The organism is Lysinibacillus sp. RS11, assembly GCF_042019215.1.
In the GTDB taxonomy this organism is placed as follows: domain Bacteria; phylum Bacillota; class Bacilli; order Bacillales_A; family Planococcaceae; genus Lysinibacillus; species Lysinibacillus xylanilyticus_A.
Genome location: NZ_CP168124.1, coordinates 3,048,371 through 3,069,002, shown reverse-complemented (window position 1 = coordinate 3,069,002; position 20,632 = coordinate 3,048,371). Strand labels below are relative to the sequence as shown.

At 35.9% G+C, this 20,632-nt stretch carries 18 protein-coding genes and 1 pseudogene; all 19 read left to right on the top strand.

Annotation, left to right across the window (positions count from 1 at the left end; genetic code table 11):
• The first annotated feature begins 4 nt into the window (after window positions 1-4).
• The 19 genes and pseudogenes from AB9L17_RS15825 to AB9L17_RS15735 all read left to right on the top strand — a co-directional run bounded on the left by AB9L17_RS15825 (window position 5) and on the right by AB9L17_RS15735 (window position 20,545).
• Window positions 5-778, top strand: a complete 774-nt coding sequence (locus tag AB9L17_RS15825) for a DNA and RNA helicase (RefSeq protein ID WP_375199434.1) — start codon at window positions 5-7, stop codon at window positions 776-778.
• Between the two features lie 289 nt (window positions 779-1,067).
• Entirely contained in the window at window positions 1,068-1,712 is a 645-nt protein-coding gene (locus AB9L17_RS15820) for a hypothetical protein (RefSeq protein WP_375199433.1), read from the top strand.
• Window positions 1,709-3,244, top strand: a complete 1,536-nt coding sequence (locus tag AB9L17_RS15815) for a phage baseplate assembly protein V (protein ID WP_068984838.1) — start codon at window positions 1,709-1,711, stop codon at window positions 3,242-3,244. The genes AB9L17_RS15820 and AB9L17_RS15815 overlap by 4 nt, the downstream gene beginning before the upstream one ends.
• 15 nt (window positions 3,245-3,259) lie before the next feature.
• Window positions 3,260-4,357: a pentapeptide repeat-containing protein gene (locus AB9L17_RS15810; RefSeq protein ID WP_068984837.1), complete on the top strand. Its 1,098-nt coding sequence runs from the start codon at window positions 3,260-3,262 to the stop codon at window positions 4,355-4,357.
• Between the two features lie 39 nt (window positions 4,358-4,396).
• Window positions 4,397-4,894 (top strand): hypothetical protein, encoded by a 498-nt coding sequence (locus AB9L17_RS15805; RefSeq protein ID WP_375199432.1) that lies wholly within the window; start codon window positions 4,397-4,399, stop codon window positions 4,892-4,894.
• Between the two features lie 77 nt (window positions 4,895-4,971).
• Window positions 4,972-5,370, top strand: a complete 399-nt coding sequence (locus tag AB9L17_RS15800; protein WP_053596527.1) for a DUF4280 domain-containing protein — start codon at window positions 4,972-4,974, stop codon at window positions 5,368-5,370.
• Between the two features lie 30 nt (window positions 5,371-5,400).
• Window positions 5,401-10,893 carry a DUF6531 domain-containing protein gene (locus AB9L17_RS15795; protein WP_375199431.1) on the top strand — a complete coding sequence of 1,831 codons (5,493 nt, stop codon included), beginning with the start codon at window positions 5,401-5,403 and terminating at the stop codon, window positions 10,891-10,893.
• Window positions 10,894-10,905: 12 nt separating this feature from the next.
• Complete coding sequence (locus AB9L17_RS15790) at window positions 10,906-11,781, top strand: hypothetical protein (RefSeq protein ID WP_068984824.1); 876 nt, start codon at window positions 10,906-10,908, stop codon at window positions 11,779-11,781.
• Between the two features lie 738 nt (window positions 11,782-12,519).
• Window positions 12,520-13,635 carry an ankyrin repeat domain-containing protein gene (locus tag AB9L17_RS15785; protein WP_375199430.1) on the top strand — a complete coding sequence of 372 codons (1,116 nt, stop codon included), beginning with the start codon at window positions 12,520-12,522 and terminating at the stop codon, window positions 13,633-13,635.
• A gap of 311 nt (window positions 13,636-13,946) precedes the next feature.
• A pseudogene (locus tag AB9L17_RS15780) lies at window positions 13,947-14,207 on the top strand (RHS repeat-associated core domain-containing protein); the annotation flags it as partial.
• Between the two features lie 146 nt (window positions 14,208-14,353).
• Window positions 14,354-14,812 (top strand): hypothetical protein, encoded by a 459-nt coding sequence (locus tag AB9L17_RS15775; protein WP_375199429.1) that lies wholly within the window; start codon window positions 14,354-14,356, stop codon window positions 14,810-14,812.
• Window positions 14,813-15,063: 251 nt separating this feature from the next.
• Complete coding sequence (locus tag AB9L17_RS15770; RefSeq protein ID WP_375199428.1) at window positions 15,064-15,705, top strand: hypothetical protein; 642 nt, start codon at window positions 15,064-15,066, stop codon at window positions 15,703-15,705.
• Between the two features lie 194 nt (window positions 15,706-15,899).
• Window positions 15,900-16,097 carry a hypothetical protein gene (locus AB9L17_RS15765; protein ID WP_375199427.1) on the top strand — a complete coding sequence of 66 codons (198 nt, stop codon included), beginning with the start codon at window positions 15,900-15,902 and terminating at the stop codon, window positions 16,095-16,097.
• 259 nt (window positions 16,098-16,356) lie between these two features.
• Window positions 16,357-16,704 (top strand): hypothetical protein, encoded by a 348-nt coding sequence (locus AB9L17_RS15760; protein ID WP_375199426.1) that lies wholly within the window; start codon window positions 16,357-16,359, stop codon window positions 16,702-16,704.
• 647 nt (window positions 16,705-17,351) lie between these two features.
• Complete coding sequence (locus tag AB9L17_RS15755) at window positions 17,352-17,726, top strand: RHS repeat-associated core domain-containing protein (protein WP_375199425.1); 375 nt, start codon at window positions 17,352-17,354, stop codon at window positions 17,724-17,726.
• A gap of 207 nt (window positions 17,727-17,933) precedes the next feature.
• Window positions 17,934-18,401 (top strand): hypothetical protein, encoded by a 468-nt coding sequence (locus AB9L17_RS15750; protein ID WP_375199424.1) that lies wholly within the window; start codon window positions 17,934-17,936, stop codon window positions 18,399-18,401.
• Between the two features lie 419 nt (window positions 18,402-18,820).
• Complete coding sequence (locus AB9L17_RS15745) at window positions 18,821-19,243, top strand: hypothetical protein (RefSeq protein WP_375199423.1); 423 nt, start codon at window positions 18,821-18,823, stop codon at window positions 19,241-19,243.
• A 130-nt stretch (window positions 19,244-19,373) separates the two neighbouring features.
• Window positions 19,374-19,997: a hypothetical protein gene (locus AB9L17_RS15740; protein WP_375199422.1), complete on the top strand. Its 624-nt coding sequence runs from the start codon at window positions 19,374-19,376 to the stop codon at window positions 19,995-19,997.
• A 371-nt stretch (window positions 19,998-20,368) separates the two neighbouring features.
• Window positions 20,369-20,545, top strand: coding sequence for a hypothetical protein (locus tag AB9L17_RS15735; RefSeq protein WP_375199421.1), 177 nt, complete (start codon window positions 20,369-20,371; stop codon window positions 20,543-20,545).
• Window positions 20,546-20,632 lie beyond the last annotated feature (87 nt).

Sequence of the window (20,632 nt, the reverse complement as noted above, 5' to 3'; positions counted from 1 at the left end):
CAGCTTGTTTGCCAATCAATATCCACATTTTCAAAAGGGCCGCATTTTAAAGCGAGAAATGCTGGAAAATTTGCGAGATTTCCCAAGAGAATTTTTAGATTTATATTTCCAAGATTATTCTAATGGCATTATTGCTGGTGCCAATATTATCGTAGCAGATACAAGCCTCATTATAGGGAAAGGCATTATTAAGCATAACGGAAAGCTCTATATGCTACATAGTAGCTATGAGCTTCCTTATGAGGCAACAGGAAGCGAAACGATTCTAAAAGTGCGGTTTGCTGAAGAAGTGAATGAATTAGATTTTAGAAACTTCACAACAGAAATAGTCCTAGATGATTCATTAGAACTTGCAAATAATGAGCTAGAGTTAGCGCGCTTTAAATTAAAATCGGGTGCAAAACTGCGCTCGGAGTATATTGATTTTTCCGATATTGCGACTGAATACAATACGGTTAATTATCTTCACAGTCAATTTGCAGGTTTTCAAAAAAGCACATACCATCCAATCATTTTGCACTATTTTGCACGAGAGCTGTTAAAAAATCGCCCAGCGAATCCGTATGATATAGCTTTTGCTTTAGAGTGCATAAATCAGGAGCGGGTTCAACGAGATGCGATTGATTTTTATATTTGCAATCGGCTAGAGCTTGACTACCAAACATTTTCTAATAGTCAAATTCATAAATACTTGAACCGTATTTTATTGGAATCAAAGCGCGGTGGTCGTATGACAGGGCATAGCCAAGGGCGACCAAAGCGCATGATTGTTGACTAGCTGATAGTCTGCAGATGAAGAATTTCATGAACGGACTACGTGAATTAGCTCAGCGGGAAGCGGATTAATAAGAAGGATATACACCGGATGAGGAGCCCTCCAAGGACTTTGTCAATATAGATGAGCAGAATATGTCGGTCATTGATTCAGCTTGTCATGGAAGGAAAGATTCCGTTCTGAATGCCGAAGCTATTTTCGAACATGACAGCTGAGTTAACCTTTAATAGGAAAGCGAAAAAATACAAGGTCATGAGATAGAAAGACTAATCGAAACAAAGGAGCGAAAAAAATGAATTTCATGGATGAAGAAGTTATTGAGATGACGAAACATGCAAGGCAGAAGAAACGAATGGAGAACATCGAAAACCAATTATTACATACTGATATTGTGAAGGCGATTAAAGATGGTCAGCTCATGATTGAAGATGAAACGATTGAGTTTAAAGAGATGAGTTTTTATGAGGATCAAATCCGGATGTGCATGCCTGCAACATTTGATGTGATGGAGCCTGAATTAATGGATATTAAATATCCATCCAGTCGTAGACCCGATTATATTTATACAAGCGAAAGTACGTCCATCAATGTCACGCTGAAAATCATGGAACAACAGGTAAAAGAAGAGGAATTAGAAGACTTCACAGAGGCCATGAGGAACATCCTTCAAAAAACGCAGCCAACTACAAAAATGTTGGATACCGCCATGATTGAAGTTAACGGTCTACAAATTGGTTACTTTGACTTCATTTCGCCAGCACTAGATAACAAGATTTATAATTTAATGTTTTTGTTTATAGTAGGCGAGAATGTGACGATGGGCTCGGTTAATTGTTTGAAAAAAGAGATGGATATTTGGAAGCCCATTGCTTACGGCATGATGGAATCTATCGTTGTTGAAAACAAATTATTAGATCGGGAAGGTGTTGTCGAATGAGTAAGGAAACGGCCTTGACGTATAAAGATATCATCGTGATGCCCTATAATATTCGCGTCGATCAAATCGAAATTACGCAACAAATGAATGAGCATGCTACATTGCATTTAACAGGCGTGATTCCAGATGAATTCGAAGATTCCTATGTGTATATGACGGATGCCGAAACAGCTATTGAAGTATTGCAAATCGGCAGTGGTGGACAAACTATTCCTATTTTTAATGGGCTTGCGTTAGATGTACAAGTGAAATCGGTTTTGGGCACCTATTATTTGGAGGTTAAAGCAGTTTCGCATACGTATGTGTTAGATGTGAAGAAGAAAAACCAAACTTATCAAAATGCGAGTATGCCCTATAGTGAATTAATAGATGCATGTATTGCCGATCAAAAAGGTGCAGATTTTATGGATTATGCCACTAAAGGCGCTAGTATTGGTCGTTTCACGATGCAGTATATAGAGACAGATTGGGAGTTTCTTAAACGAATGGCATCACGATTCCATACAGGCCTGGTGCCAGATACGGTTCATCCGGCCGCCAAGTTTTACTTCGGTGTACCGTTTCAAGCTGGAGGCACGCAGAAAATGGAGGCCATTAATTATCGAGTTAAAAAGGCGATTGGCAATTTCCTTGTGTCCAGTAAAAATCATCTTGACGGTATTACTGATAGTGACTATATGTACTATGAAGTAGAATCGTTCCAACCATTCAAAATAGGCAATGAAGTGACGTTCCAATCAAAGAATTTGTATGTCTATAAAATCTACTCAACTTTAAAAGATGGCTTGTTCAAGCATATCTATACGTTAACACCTCAGAACGGCTTCAGTGTCCACACTACTTATAATCAAGCTATTATTGGCGCCTCTATTCAAGGGAAAGTAATTGATGTTGCGGGGGACAAAATTCGTATTCATGTCGATTTCGATGAGGGTCAAGAAAAAGATACAGCGTATTGGTTTCCGTATTCAACGATCTATGCATCAGAAGATAATACAGGCTGGTACTTCATGCCGGAGCTATCTGATAACGTTAGAATCTATTTCCCAGGCAATCGTGAGGATGAAGGGATTGCGATTAGTTCTGTATCAAAAGCGCCTCCACAATCTAGTTCAATGTTAGCAGCGACGAACCCGCCTAGTCCAAGCGGTGGTGGAAGTGCCAGTGCTAGTGGCGGAGGTGGAGGAGGTGGCTCAAGACCTGCACCACCAGAGGATAGCCGCCAAGACCCAGCACGGATGGCTGATCCAGATGTCAAAACACTTAGAACGAAGCACGGTAAACAAATTCTACTTGCACCCGATCGTATTGTCATATCTGGTGGAGGATTAATGATTTCGCTTATGGATGATAATGGGATTTCTATCATAAGTGATAAAAATATTACCTTACAAGCAACAGATAAAGTCGCCATCAATGCGAAGCAAATTATGATTAATGCGACCGAGAAAATAGAGATGACTTGTAAAGACAGTTCAATCAAGATGGAAGACAAAATGGAGATCAAAGGAACAGAAGTACGAGCAAATTAGTGAGGATGTGAACGCATGAAACGAGAAGAAGCATTACAGCATTTTATGGATGAATGCGTGTCAGTTCATATCAGCCGATTACAAGAGAAGGTTGATCGACAGTTTCGCCAAGAGAAGGAAATCTTACTAAAACCAATCATTCACTCGCTTGAACAGCTGTTTGCAAATATTAGAGATCAGCAAGAGCAGGGAAGGTTAGCGCCAGTTGCCTTTATTCATTTTTCATTGCTGCGAACATCATTACTAGATAACAAGTGTACGTATTTGCTAGAAGCGTATGGAGAAAAATGGTACTACGAATGGGGAGAATGCACGGCACAGTATGAAGCGGATTGGCTTAGTGAGGCGATTATAGATTTACACAAAACGCTTGAAAAAGAAAGAAAGCCATATCTCTCCATCCAAGCAGCTGACGTTCGAGGAATTATTCAACAGACAGTGATTCTGTTTCACCAGTATATTATTCAATTGGTACGCTATCTTTTCCGTTATCAAAAAGACAGCGTACCTGAAATAGACTTTCAACGAGCCGCGTGTTTACGATTTCGTGTCGGTGAATATAAAGGATTTAGTGAAGATGTTGCGATCATCGACGAACGAGAACGGGTGGAGGAAAATCTTGTCTCATGGTTAGAGAAAAACGAGATGGACAAATCGTATACGTTTGAAAACTTTTCAAGTCTACCATTACAGCAAAAACACTTCAACGAAATGGACTTTTCCTATGCAAACTTCAATGGCAGTGACTTAGAAGGGGCTTCATTGAAACAAAGTGTTTGCGTCGGGACTAGTTTTGTAGATTGTAGCTTAGCGAATGTTGATTTTTCCTATGCAGCCATCCAAGATGCTGATTTTCGAAATGCTAATTTAGCAGGTGCTAATTTTACACATGCACAGGGGAAAACGCTGATGCTTCCCGATAACGAGGTTGCGTGTTACTTAGGTACTGATTTTAGTCATGCGAATTTGGAAAATGCACGGTTTGAGTTTGCACAAATTGCAGGCGCCAATTTTACAGGTGCCAATTTAAAAGGAGCTACCTTCTTTAAACGCGATCAAGAGAAGTGTCTATTTAGCCCAGACCAGATAAAAGACATTCATTGGATTCATTAACGTTGAAATTAATAGAAATGATAGTTACAGGAGGAAAAGATGGAGTATTTTATTGTTCGGCAAGATCAAAGCATTACAAATCCAATCATTCCTTTCAAGACAGACCTCGATGATAACTTTATCTGTTCATCTGTATTCGGGGAAGTAATAGAAAAAGAGAATGCGGTATATCTGGATTATTTAGAGAAGCCTCGTAGAATCGTGTCGGATGATTTAAAAGGGTTATTGGTGAAATATGAGGATAACTTAGAATTTACAGCCATTGTCTTCACGGATGTGAAGAAAGGAACACAGCGTGTGCATTGGCTTATGGACATTGTAAAGAAGAACTGTATTTCCGATGACACGATTTATTATCCAGACGGACAAATAAAGGAACTCGTGATTGACCCGAAGAAAGTGGAACTGGATTGTATTTTTCAAGTCGACGGCAAAAAGGAATCGTTCACCATCGTCAATCTAGATGTGGCAGAAAGTATGCTGCGACGACCATATCTCGGGATTCAGTTGCAACGAGTAAAACTACAAGGACGATAGATCATTCTAATAAATCATTCCAAAACACTGTCGTAATTTGAAACAGTGTTCAATCGATACGAAAGGAAGGATATTTAATGGCTCAAGTTGTAGAAAGTTTGGAAACAGAAGGTTCAGAACAGGAGCAATTTAGTTATGTCGTACATGGAGCAATCATTTCATGTGAACATGGTAGCCACCTCAATTATTTAAATTTGCCGCAAGATCATGGCGTTTATATTAAAGAGAAAGCCGTCATGAATGTAGGGGATCGAAACCCTGACAACATTCCAACTTTTGGTGTTTGTTTACAGTTGCAAAAGCCATGTACACCAACTTGCTCCATTGATTGGATGGAAGGAATGGAAAATGTCAACATCGAGGGGAAGCAAGCGTTATTAAGCCGCTGCCATACCCAATGCTCAGCAGGTGGAGGCAAAATCGAAATTATTCATGACGGACAAGAGGAAGTAGAAATACCGAAACAAGGTTTTTAAAAGACGAGGTTAATTGAAAGGAGGTAAGTAATGAAATCGCTAGAAGAAAAGGAAGTACACATGGTTAGTACGTATGAGGATCTTGTGCTCGAATGGCCTTATCCACTTATTCATTTAGATAAACTAACTATTAAACATAAGGCCAATGATCATGCAAGATTGTACTTTACGGGAATGATTGCTGAAGAGCAAGCGCAAAAGTATATTCAGCGGGTCAATCATACAGATGAAGTGGTTGTGAAATTTGGACGAGACAGTGCCATATTGTTCTCGGGAAGAATTGAAAATGCGGAGTTGCAGGCAGCACAAGGGGTGCACTATGTCTCCGTTGAGGCTGTATCCTTTACAGCAAATATGGATATTGCAAAGCGCTCACGTTCTTTTCAAGATGCCAATATGACGTATGTGCAATTAATAAATAACATCGTGAAAGCCTATCCTAACGGGGATTACATTGACCAAGCTTCTAACGGTCAAGCCATTGGTAGTATCGCGATTCAATACTTAGAAACAGATTGGGAATTTATTAAAAGAATGGCCTCCCGTTTGCACGCCGTTGTTTTTCCTGATTTAAAAGGAAAGGGAGCTCGGTTCTGGCTTGGTACACCTCAAAGTAGAAAAAGCATAACGATCGACCATCTGCCTTCTATAGTACGAATGGATGTCGATGCGTACCGGTTGATTACTGAAAACGATGGCACGGATGTGAGTGAAGCCGATTATACATTTTGTGAGTTTGAAAGCACGGAACCCCATGAGCTGGGCACGTTGGTGCAATTCAAGGGAAGCTCCTATATCGTAACGGCTAGAGAAACCCATCTTGATGAAGGTGTGTTGAAGTTTCAATATACTGCCCAACCAGAGAAAAGTATTCGTCAGCGATTAGTACGCAATTTAGACCTCATTGGCGCAGCGTTTACAGGAAAGATCATTGATGTCACGCAAAACACCGTTAAAATTCATTTAGATATCGATAAAAGCCAGGATCAAGCAAAAGCACATTGGTTTGCTTATTCAGCAGATGCCAATGGTGTTATGTATTTAATGCCTCAAATAGGCGCACGTGCTCAATTGCATTTTCCAAGTGCAGTCGAAGAAGAAGCCATCGTTATCAGCTCTGTGCGTGTGAATCCAGTCACACCAGAGGGCGGGCAAAAGCAGACGAAGAAAATGGCGGACACTACCGTTAAATCCTTGGCGACTAATGTTGGGAAAGATGTGACATTAGGTGTAGGGGATATTACCTTTAGTGCTGTAGATGGTGTCTTGGACTTAAAGATGGATGATGGAGATGGTGTAACATTTCAAAGTAACAGTACCATCATGCTAGCGGCGGATGAAACTCTCGAAATTAGTGGGATGAAAGAGCTAGCCGTAGAGGCGGAAGAATGGATTGCGATATCAGCGAAGGAACAAAGTCATGTGATTATGGCCGCTGACACACAATTAATTAGTACGCTTATTGAACAAGAAGGTATAGAGAAGAAGAGCCAGCCACCGAAGCTAAATGAAGAAGCAATCGAAGCAATGAGTAAAGTTGACTTAATCTTCCCGCAAAAGGCAGAAGAGAAGAAAGAGAAGAAAGGCTGGTTTAGTAGTTTAGTAGATGGCGTAAGTGCAGCATTGGATGTTGCTGGATTTATTCCTGTCATCGGTACATTTGCAGATATTGCGAATGCAGGAATCAGCTTGGCAAGAGGGAATTACATGGATGCAGCCATGAACTTAGTAGGTGCGGTCCCATTAGTTGGTGATGCCGCCAAGGGAGCCTACAAGGTCAAAAAAGGGGCAAAACTCTTAGATAAAGCTGCTGATGCTGCAAAAGGTGCTGATAAGGCAATAGATGCTTCAAAAGCTGTAGCAAAAGGGATGAAGGCAGCTTATCCGAAAGTATCTAAAACCTTAGATGCAGTAAAGGGACTAGCGGAACTAGCTAACAAAGCAACTAAGGCCGTGAAGACGGCCGCAGATAAAGTCATTTCATCGATGGATGAATTGCTCGCTGCATCGAAGGCAGTAGAAGGTATGAAGGATATGGCCAAAGCTGGGCTAACAAAATTTAATCATGGGGTATTAAAGAAATTTAATTGTACACAAGGGCTAAGTAAAAAATTCTGTAAAAGAGGTTTTGAACCCGTTGATTTAATTACAGGACGTATGATTTATGAAGGTGTCGACTTTGAACTACCTGGACCTATCCCCCTTTCATGGGAACGCGCTTGGTACAGTGATAGTAGCCGTATTGGCTTAACAGGTCATGGTATGCACTTTACATACGATCTAGCCTTAGAGATTTTTGAAGAAGATGACCTGATTGGGATTGTTGTGACGGATGGTCGCGCAGTAGGTTTTCCAATTTTACCAATAAACTTGCCGTATTTTAACAAGCGAGAAAGAATGACCCTGACAAATACAGGTGAGGAGTATCATTTGTTTGAACATGATACACGATTGATTTATGTATTTGAACAAACAACAGAAACAAAATACCGATTAAAAGAAGTAAGAAATGAGCAAGACCATCATATTCAATTTGCGTATAACCTTAAAGGGTTCCTATGTCAAGTAACCGACAGTGTTGGTAGAGTGCTAGAGGTTACTACTAATGAGGCAGGCAGAATGACGGAAGTCGCCTTACGTAATCAAATGAGTCGTGAAGTCTTAGTTCGCTATGATTATAATGACGGACAAGATTTAATCGAAATCCAAGATGCGTTAGGGCAAAGTACGCATATAAAATATAACAATCACTTAATGATGCAAAAAATAGATCGCAATAAAAATAGCTTCTTCTGGCGCTATGATGGCCCAACGACAGGTGCACGAGTCATCAAAACGTGGGGAGATGGCAATGTCCTTGCAGGGGAGCTTGCATATCACGAGGGCTATAATGAAATTACGAATAGTTTAGGCCATAAGAGTTATTACCATTTTAACGAAGATAACCTCTGTACGAAAATTGTTCATCCAGATGGTAGTGAAGTTAGCTATCAATATAACGAAGACTTTGAATTACTGCAAGAAGTAGATGAAGATGGACGTGTGACGGCATATAGTTATGATGAATGGGCAAATCCAGTGACGATTACTCGCGCAGATGGCAGTACCTTATCTTCTCAGTATGATGAGAAGGATAGGCTGGTTCAGGCAGTTAACGCAGAGGGCGGAAGTCGTCAATGGATTTATAATGAAGATAGTACATTACAGGCAAATGTTTTAGAAGATGGAACAAAAACTGAATTTTCATATAATGAACAATATTTAATAAAAACGGTGACAAATGCGCAAGGCCATGTGGTAAGCTTAGCTTATGATGCTGATCTGAATTTGAGCCAAGTAACATTGCCAGACGGGACAAGTTCAACCTGGACGTATGACCGTCGTGGTAACTGCACAACAACGACAAATCCGCTAGGGGCCACAGAGAAATTCCGTTACGATAACTTGAATCGTCTTGTACGTGCAAATCTTTCAGATGGTAATGACGTTCAATTAAAGTACAATGCCTATGATGATGTTGTTTTTGCGAAAGATAACCATACACAAGTAGCCTTTGATTACACCATTCTTGGCAGTTTAATATCTCGAGAACAAGGTGGAAAGAAAGTTAATTTCACCTATGATACAGAAGAGCGGTTAAACGCTGTCATAAATGAAAAAGGCGAAGCGTATCAGTTTGAACGCGATACGAAAGGAAATATAATCAAGGAAATCGGCTTTGATGACATTGAAAGAACATATGAACGAAGTCTGGCGGGATTGGTTCAGAGAATTCAACGTCCAGGTGATCGTTGGACAGCATATCAACATGATGGTATAGGGAATGTCATTCGAGCTGATTATTATGATGATACCTGGGAAACGTTTGGCTATGACAAAAATGGTTCCTTAATTGAGACTGAAAATGGGCATGTGAAAGTAAAGCTGGATCGAGACCCATCTGGACAAGTGATCAAAGAGTGGCAGAATGACCATTGGATTGCGAGTAGTTATGATGAATTAGGCAATCGTTCACAGATTACGAGTAGCTTAGGTGCAAAAATCGATGTCGCTCGTAATGAAATGGGAAATGTGTCGCAAATCACAGCTTCTCGCTTAGAGCAAGAAAAATGGACAGCGTCAATGCAGTACAATGAACTTGGCCAAGAGATTGAAAGAATCTTACCAGGTGATGTCATCAGCAAATGGCAGTATGATGTAACAGGTAGACCGACACACCATCGAATAAATAGTCAAAACCGTGACACACGAAGACGCGTGTATAATTGGGACGTCAATCATCGATTACGAAGCATGGTAAACGAATTAACGGGAATACGAGTTTCCTATGGTTACGATGAATTCAGTAACCTCGTTTGGTCTAATCAAGGCGGTCAATTTGACTTCTTTCACCGCAGTGTCGATGATGTTGGGAATTTATATGAAACGAAGGAAAAGACAGATCGTGTCTATGGTGCCGGTAGCAGATTGCTTGAAACAAGAGAGGCAACATTCTCTTATGATGAAGAGGGTAATCTTGTTCAAAAGGCAGAGAAGAACGGTGATACGTGGAAGTACGAGTACTATGGCAATGGCATGATGTCGAAGGTTATCAAACCAGATAATACAGAAGTTATTTTCAAGTATGACTCGCTAGGTAGACGGATAGAGAAGTGTTCTGACGAAAAGACAATGAAATTCGTATGGGATGGGAATACAATCCTACATGAGTATTTCTTGCATAATAATTCAGATATATTTGAAAATACAGATGAGTATTCATCACAGAACGACTCAGAAATACCAGATAATCTAGTCACATGGGTGTTTAATGATGGGTTTATCACTTCAGCTAAAATTACGAATGAAGGTAATTACAGTATTATTAGTGACTATCTAGGAACGCCTGTTGAAGCCTTTGATGAAGAAGGTAATAAGGTTTGGTCAGCTGAGCTTGATATTTATGGACGAATGGTGGAATTCACTGGGGGGCAGGATTTCATTCCGTCTAGGTATCAGGGGCAGTATGAGGACAGAGAAATCGGATTATATTACAACAGATTCCGTTACTACTCTCCAAGTGAGGGGATGTATTTACAACAAGATCCAATTGGGCTTGCTGGTGGGAATCCTACGTTGTATGGATATGTTTATGATCCTCTGACAGAGTTTGATTTAGTTGGATTTAAGCCAACTAAATATGGGGATAGATTGTACTTAAAAGAGTTATTAGGTCCTTTTGCAAAAAAAGGTGGCGTTTATTTCTTCCCAGAAGGAAATGAAATGTATGTCGGGAAAGCAAAAAATCTTTATAAGAGGTTGTATCAACATCTAAACAAAGGAAAACTAGATCCAGCTGTTTTAGATAAAGTTGGCTTTATCCATGATCCTAATGCTTTAACAGATAAAGACTTATTTAAACTAGAAGATGATTTAATAGAGAAATACAAAACAAAGAAATTTAATCCTGATAAAATAGAACTATCGAATAAAATTAACAGCCCTGGAAAAAACATTAAAATAAGTACTAAATGTAAACCTTAAGGGGGAAATTAAATGTATGATATAGTTACTTCAAAGACTGATTTTAAAAATTATAATGTGTTTATCCAAGAATCGAAATCCATAGATAAAGATGTAATAAATTTTTTGAAGAATAATAACGTGAATGGAATATCTTTAGAGATGGAAGAGAAGATTTTACCGAATGTAGATTTTTTAAGTGAAATAACTCAGTTAGAATTCTTAGATTTAGGTAGAAAAAGTTATGGGAATTTGAAAGCCGTCGAAAAGTTAGTGAACTTAGAATATCTCAGTTTAGAAGGAAGCTGTGAAGAAAGCTTAGACTTATCAAAACTAATAAAATTACAAGATTTCTTTGTTTTGTACAACAAAAAAATTGAAAACATTTTTGACTGTGTGAATTTAAAACGTTTAATAATTCATCATTATAAAAAGAAGAATGTTGACGAGTTTGTAAAATTAGAAAAATTAAAAATATTAGGGATTTGGTCGTCACCTATTCAAAATATAGATGGATTAAAGGATTTAAAAGAAATAGAGCAACTGAAATTACGATATCTGTCAAAATTAGAGTCAATTGATGGAATTAAAAACAACTCTTCGGTTAAAGAGTTATGGATTCAAAATTGTAAAAAGGTTAATGATTGGGAGGTTCTCGGAACATTATCAAATTTGAGAGTCTTAACTATAGAAGCATGCGGGAATATACCGTCTTTGAAATTTTTAGATAAGTTAGAATTTCTTGAATCTATAAGATTAGTTTCAAATACATTTATAGAAGACGGAAAATTGTCATGGTTGATTGATAAAGAAAGTATGAAATATTTTAATACGCCAATTGAAAATCACTATGATATTAGCCTTGAAACCCTCAGTAAATTTAATACTTTTGGGATAAGAAACAATTGACAATTTTTAACTTGTGTAGAGAAAAAGTATAAAAGAAACAGAAATATCTAAATAGTTTGGTTTTTCGATGATGCTAATACGCTATTGCCTTTTATTCTGGGATGTAATTTAAGTTCTTACACTGTTGTGTAAATCATCATTCTCTATGAATAAAAGAAAAGAAATGTTACATGTTTTAAACATCACAATATGATTCGTACAAATTAAAACCTTGGTGAATATTGTAAAGATATTTATACTTACATCAAAAGAGTGGCATAAATCCTGATCGGGTTTTATTGCAACTCTTTTTTTAAAAATGATTTTTAGGAAACGATTGATGTCTAAATCTAGCACTTGAACAAATAAGTAAGAGCAAAGAATAGTTAAAGAATACCGGCCACAGAAAAGTTCCGTTATGATAACTTAAATCGACTTGTACTGGCAAATCTATCAGATGGTAACGACGTTTAATTAAAGTACAATGCCTATGATGATGTCATTTTCGCGAAAGATAACCATACGCAAGTAACCTTTTACATTACAGATTCTCAAGATATTTTAAAACAACACAATATAGGGCTTAATGATGACATTCGAAACTTTACTTGGGCGCAAAATGGTGGTGGCGCACATACTAAAAAAGCTGCGAAGTATGTACATGATACACTGGTAGAAGCAAATAAAGAAGGAAAGACAGCTGTTGAAGAAGCTCTGAAGTTATTAGGTAAAAATGCTAAGAAAGGAAAATTTTTCTAAATGGAAGATATTAAAAAAATATTTGAGGATAATACTGATATTTTTTATAAGATTTATGATTCAATTCGCGAAGACGATGTAAAATTACTTGATAGTATTCTTATTAAATATCCTGAATTTATTAATATTCCTGTATATGGAAATGTTGAGAAAAATAAGAGTTTATTACATTTTGCTTCATCGCGCGCAAAGAAAAATACTTGTTCATATTTAATTAAAAAAGGAATTAATGTGAATGTTGTTGACTCTTGGTACTGTTCATCACTAGAATATGTTGCTGGACAGGGTGACATAGAGTGGGTAAAAGAATTTATTTCAATTGGTGCATGGGTGGATGGAGATAGTAGAGGAATTATTACACCATTAATGTCTGCGGTAATTGAGGGACATATAGAAAATGTTAAGTACCTTCTGGACAGTGGGGCTGATATAAATCGTTTACATAGGCGATTTAACCAAACAGCACTAGATTTAGCTTCTGTATACGATCATCAAAATATTATTGAATTATTAAAGTCAAAAGGAGGTTTATCTGCACATGAACAAATTGATTTAATGAATGAAAGAGGGGATGGAATTTTAGCGCACATTGATAATAAAGTTGGTTCAATATTATCTACAGTGCTAACAAAAAATACTATAGACTTAAGAACAGCTTTAATAAAAAATGACAAGAAATTCAAGTTAATATTTACTATTGGTGTTTTTGAATCCTTACCAAGAATTGAATTAATGATGAGTGTCCCGTATGATTGGCCGGTAAATCGTCAACTAGTTGACGAAAAGTGCGTTGAATCTTTTCCTGCACAATTAATGTTTTTGTTGGGTCAATATAGGTTAGATGGAAATGAACTTCGTGAAGGGATGGTTATTGAAAAGACTGATACTGAATGGAATCAACTTGAATGGCCAAAAAGCACTGATGCATTTATTCTAACTGATTATCAATTTAATCCCGATTTAGAGCAAATTGATGAAGTTGATGATGAAGTTAGTTTGTTGCTACTCATTCCTATTAAATATCCGAAAACAGGTTGCCCTAAGGGAAGTAAAATGGAAAATTGGTTAGGGAAACATCGAACAGCGAAATGGGGGAAAGTCTCCTTAAAGGTATAGTATAACTTTAAGGGTAATATTTTGAGTGTGTGCCAAAAAAAGGGGTTTACTACCTCCTGAAAGTTAGATCAGAAGTCTAATTTTCAGGGGGTGTTTTAATTTGAACAATCAATAAAATTATTATCTTATGATTCATCGTCCAGGTAATATTTTGAAGCGTATCAACACGACGGTATAGGGAAGATGTCATTCGAGCTGATTATTATGATGACACTTGGGTTTGGTCAGCTAAGCTTGATATCTTTGGGCGAGTGAATGAGTTCACTGGTGGGCAGGATTTCATTCCGTTTAGGTATTAGGGGCAATATGATGACATAGAGATCGGATTGTATTACAACAGATTCCGATACTATGACCCAGAACAAGGGAATTATACTCAAATAGACCCGATTGGACTTGCGGGTGGAAATCCTACCTTGTACGCATATGTGAATAATCCAAATGTAAAAATAGACCCGTTTGGACTGGATGATCTATATGCATTAATTGCAATGCAGGATGGTTGGTACGATGTAATGGAATGGGGTAAGAAAAATCCGGTTGGTCAAATGTATTTAAAGCAAGGGTGTTGAGATGAAAGTTTTGCATTCAAACGTATCAAATGCAACTGTAAAATATCATGAAAATATGAAAATTAGAGGTTATGAACAATGGAAAGGATTTTTACCTCCAGGCAATAAGTGTAGACACTAAATAAGTTTAAGAAGGAGTGAGTTGTATGGATTTTTCAATAGTTACAGACACTGCGGGTGCGAGAGTTGGTGAATTAGCTAGTGAATTAAGAAACGCATTGGTATCTAATATAAATACAAAATATAAGAATGTCGATGTTTCAATCGGGATAGCCATTAGATGCTTACCTGAATCCTATGGAAGAAAGTCTTTTATTCGATATACTAAAAAAGATAACTATCTGACAATCGATATGGCAGTTACGGTAGAAGAATATGAAAAAATGTATAAAGTAGAGCAAAGGTATCATTTGGGGAATCTATTTTTAGAGTTTCTAAACAAGGCGTTAGAAAAACACAACTTTGAAGGGCTTGAAAAAGAGATGTTCATAAGTGACATTAAAATGTGGGCAAGAGAAATCCCTTTGAAAATGGATAATGGTTCAACTAAATTGTGTAATTGGTTTAATGAAGAGATTGATTGGTCTGTAGATCTTGATAAATAAAGATAGCTTTATGTTGGCTTAACATTTTCACAAAGAATCTAAATTAAATTTCATTTGACCAAATAAAGAAATTAAAAACATATGTAAAGAAGAAGTTGACCTTCCTTTATATATGTTTTTTCATATATTTATTTATTATCTTTAATTGGGACATATTTTTTTGATACGAGAAACTAAAAACTTCAAGAATTTAGTACTAACATGATGGTTTAGGACAAAACGGTAAATGTTGATAGAGGAGGTAAAATAAAATGTCCAACATAAAAAAATTAGAAGCAGTGACAAAAGCACTTGAAGATTTGTGCAATTCGACTCCAGAAAATCCATTATCATTAATTAAGACTATTGAAAAAGCAACTAGATTAGAGACTGGATCACCAATTTCGGAATTTTTATCTAATCCAGATTTTATACAAAAATTAATTAATGTTGGGTATCGATATGAATCAGATGAAAAGGTTGTAGAACAGGTACTATGGTCATTAGGTCAAATATCTGATAGAGTTTTTTGGTCTATGCGCCAGCTTTATGCTGAATTTGAAGCGGATACCCAAAATATTTATAATTTCTTTCTACAATTTGTAAATCATAAAAATAATAAAATTAGACTTGCAGTAGCGGCAGGACTTGTTAAATTACCTCAATTCGAGGAATATTCAAATAAATGGAACTATATTATATCAATAGCAAGCATTCCTCCCAAAATAAAGTCTATGAGATTATTTAGGTGGGTTGTGAAAGGTAATATAAAAAATATACCAAATGAATTTAAATATCCTATTTGCAAAATATTAAAAGAGTATCTTTATGAGATAAATTTAGATATTGATACTCAAAAACTCTATAAAGAAATAATTATTCAGTTAGATGATAATTTTTTAGAGGGTGTCTAAATTTGCAAAAAATATTTACCTTTTTCAAAGAATTTTTTATAAAGGCAATAAATCCTTGATTTAGGGTTTTTGCTCTTTTTAATACTTTATTACTGAACTTCTAATATGGAAAGCGTGTATACACAACAAGAACCAGGAATCAAACCAAAAAACAGTACAAAGAAGTATTAAGATCATATGTTCATGAAAGGGTTTTGGCTTTAAAAAGTAGGCTTTTAATTGAAACTGAAAATGAGCATGTGAAAGTAAAAATGGAACGAGACCCATCTGGACAAGTGATCAAGGAGTGGCAAAATGACCATTGGATTCAGGGGCAGTATGAAGATATAGAAATTGGATTGAATTACAATAGATTCCGTTATTATTCACCAGTAGATGGTATATATTTATAACAAGACCCAATAGGACTAGTGGGGAATAACCCTACTTTATATGGTTACGTAAAAGACCCTAATACAATCGTTGATATCTGGGGATTAAGTGGAGAACTCGTTTACCAATTACTTGATAAAAATGGCAATGTTATTTATTGTGGAATAACAAGTAGAGATGCTTTAATAAGAAAGTATTGTCTGAAATCTTACACATAAAAGATAAAATGTATGTTAAACCTAAAAAAATTAAATGTAAAGGATAACAGGAGGGAATTATATGAGAATATTTAGTACCGCACCAGAGGGTAATGAAGCCGCAGAGCTAGAAAATGCTCATTATTTTAATTTGGCAATTAAAAAAATTGAAGAAAGCAATGAGTGGTTGAAGAAAACTGAAAAGGCATATCAGGTTATGTTAGTTCATATAGATATTCTATTGATGCTTTCTAGAAAGTATAAATCAGATGCAAACTTAAGTATTAAGCAAGACAGGGTTTTAGAATGGAAAAATACTTTTGACGCATGGTTTACTAGGTGCGGTCAAAAAATCCCTTCAAAATATAGAAATGGGATTAAAGAAAACGCTGAAGAGTTATTTAATGAATTGAGTGAATATGGTCATTAATACATGTTGTAAATTCCGTCAATAAAACTGGGTAAAAATGAATCTAATGTATTGTGAGTAAGTTATTATGTATCGGTGATAGATGTTACGAGATGCAAAAATATTCATCCTTGGTGGTGAATTAAGATAAATTTTATTAATGATAAACAGATAATAGCTCCGTTTTTTTAGTTAGAACATGATGGAGGATCTACGTCCTTACGTCGATATGTTTAGATGTTGGTGAATATAAGCAATAGCTTTTTGATATACGATCTGAAGAGGGATTTGAGGGGAATGGCTATGATTGGAATTCTTTAGCACTTGTTTTTCTTTAAGAAAAAATGCCCGATTTAAAAGATATTGTCAATTTTGATTCCGAGCCGGTATGTTTTGTGCTTATTCCTCAGATAAAAAGCATTAGAGAAGTTTGCTATTTCATTTAAAAATACATGTGAAGATGAATCCATTATTACGGATTTATTTTCTCGTGCAATTATTGGCTGTCAAGAGGACATACATCAATATTGCAAATAAGTTTACATCACTTTGGTGCTACATGGTGATGAAAAATGTAAAATAAAAATAAATTACATTTCATTTTAGAAGAGAAAACAAAGATAAACATTGTCTTAAAGTCAGCTGAGCGTGATATTTATGGACGAGTGATGGAGTTCACTGGAGAGCAGGATTTCATTCCGTTTAGGTATCAGGGGCAGTATGAAGATATAGAAATAGGATTGTATTATAATCGATTCCGATACTACTCTCCGATTGAGGGAATGTATACGCAGCTGGATCCACTAGGGCTTGAGGGTGGAAATCCGACGATTTATGGGTATGTAAGTGACCCAAATATATGGATTGATCCATTTGGATTAATAACTTGGAATACTGCTAGAAAGAACTTCTGGAAAGAAGAAGCATTAAAAAATCCATTTGTTCAAGGTTCTAATGGTAAAATTTACAAATATTCTCCTGCTAATTTAGCTAGGATGGCAAAAGGAAAAGCTCCTCAAATTTTGGTTGAAATTGTGGGGTAATAAAGAAAGTTTCAATGAAATTACATCATACTTATATATCACAAAGATCAGGTAGTAAATTAGCACATAAATTTTGGAATTTAACTCCTGTTACACCTTGGGCACATGAGACAATGGATGAGTTTAGGCACACTGGTTCACAATTAAAGAGGATTATAAAAGGTACAGGAACATTCGGAAAATGTCCTTAATTAATGGAGGGTTATTATGGAAAATTTACAGAGCGTAAAAGAATTAGTTCAATCACAAGCATATAATGTAATTTTAGAAAAAGTAAGAAAATATAAGGAAGTAGATGAAGAAATTTGGACTGGGGGATTAGACCAAAACATTAGGCGACTATATAAAGCTGGGTTGTCAGCAAAAGAACTACTTAATTTAATGGAGACAGACAAAGAAGAATTAACCAAATATGCTCTACTTAGATCTATGGGGGAAATTAACTTTGAACAAGAATATCCAGAAAATGAAGAACCTGATCCCGATGATAAGGATGAAATTGTTGCCATTCTTCCTCCAAATAAAGAATTCCTACTTTCTTTTTTTATCGAATATTTTGTCATCAAAAATAAATCCAATGAACTACAATCTTATTTAAAAGCAGTACGAATACCAAAAGCTAAAGAAGAGGCAAATTTATTCAGAGAATTATATCATAAATCAATCATAATTTGATGTATATGGCAGAGTGAAAGAGTTCATCGAAGAGAATGGCTTCATTCCATTGTGTTTATCCATGGAATTTGATATTGTTGATACCGCAAACTGCTAAGATTAAAACAGTTTGTACAACAGTCTGTTCCTATTAATCACTTGATATAAATGATTGTTATTAAATACCGAAACATATGTAAAGAAGACATCAATAAGCTCTTTCTTTACATATGTTTTTTTGTTAGATATGGACTTGTTTTTTCGTGTATTGATTTACTGTTTTTTTGATACAAGAAAACAAAATATCACAATATGATACAACAGGTAGACCGATACACCACCGAATAAATAGTCAAAACCGCGACACACGAAGACGAGTATATAATTGGGATGTCAATCATCGCTTATGAAGCATGGTAAACGAGTTAACGGGTATAAGAGTGACCTATGATTATGATGAATTTAGTAACCTCGTGTGGGCAAATCAAGATAGTCGTCAATTTGACTTCTTATATCGTAGTGTTGATGATGTCAGGAATTTGTATGAAACGAAAGAAAAGACAGATCGTATTTATGGTGCCGGAAGTAGATTACTTGAAACGAAAGAGGCAACATTCTTTTATGACGAGGAAGGAAATCTGGTTCAAAAAGTCGAAAAGAATGGTGATACGTGGAAGTACGAGTATAATGGCAATGGCATGATGTCGAAGGTCATCAGACCAGACAACACAGAAGTTACTTTCAAGTATGACTCGCTAGGTAGACGAATAGAGAAGTGTTCAAACGAAAAGATAACGAAATTTGTTTGGGATGGGAATACTATTCTACATGAGTATTTCTCACAGAATAATTCTGATATATAAAACAAAAAGTTGCTAATAAACAAAATCCAGTAGGAGCAGGAAACTAAAATAGAAAAAAATATCTGAATGCAGCAGATAAGTATCTAAAAACTACAAGTTGTAAATAACAAAAAAAGAGGGTTTGGGGATTATGGCCAAAATTTTATGGAAAGCTAATCAAGTGATTAGTATTGAAACAAGAAGCAAAGATGAAGACAGGAAGAATAATATTTATGTTTTAGCTCAAATGATAAATAATGCTCAATTACTGATTTTTGATATATACAGTGAAAATAATAATTGGGGGGATGTTAATTTAAACGAAGTTCCTATTTTATTTAGTACGACAGTAACAAGACAGTTTATTAAGAATAGTAATATTTATAAACAAAGCATAAAACCCCTTACAAATTTCGAACTTCCAAAATATAAAATAGAATCTTTAGGTATGGGAAGTAGACATGTTACTGTATGGAAAGGAACAACAAATGAACGGAATGTATTAATACTGGGGCAAGGTGGAGGTAGATTAATAGAAGAAGATATGTCTACCGGTAATTATAAAACACAAATAATTATGCCTTCTATTCCTGAAACTGATAGCGAGACCATAGATAAATATGAATTAACCAACGTCCGGGTGTATGCAGAACTTAATGAACGATTATATCTTTGTTATAAGTTTGGGAAAAACGTAGATCCTTTAAAAGATTTGATTTTTGATAGACCAATCCCTTTAGAATATAAAGAATATATTGATATTATTTCTTCATAAAGCTTTATTGACACGGGTTTACTTTCTGGATATCAAGAAAGAGAATATTTAGCAGTTATACTGTAAGCCCGTAATCAAATAACGCATTTAAACAACTAGGCACCTCTGGTACTGATAGACGTATCAATTGAAACTGTATCCTATAAGATAGACACTTTGAAAAAAGTCTATCCTATAGGGTACTTTTGTTTATAATGAGAAAAAAGAAGTTGGGGTAGAGTATAATGACCCAAAAGATATTTTACGAAAAATGAACAAAAATATTTCAAATGTAATCCAAATCTGCAAGCGGTTAGTGAGAAATAGGCACTCTAAAGCCTTTTCTAACAAATACAGGCAAGGAGTATCATTTATTTGAGCATGATACACGATTGATATATGTATTTGAACAAACAACAGAAACAAAATACCGATTAAAAGAAGTAAGAAATGAGCAAGCCTATCATATTCAATTTGCGTATAACCTTAAAGGGTTCCTATGTCAAGTAACAGACAGTGTTGGTAGAGTGCTCGAAGTTACTACTAATGAGGTAGGTAGAATGACATAGGTTGCCTTACGTAATCAGATGAGCCGTGAAGTCTTAGTTCGTTATGTTTACAATGATCAACAAGATTTAATCGAAATCCAAGATGCG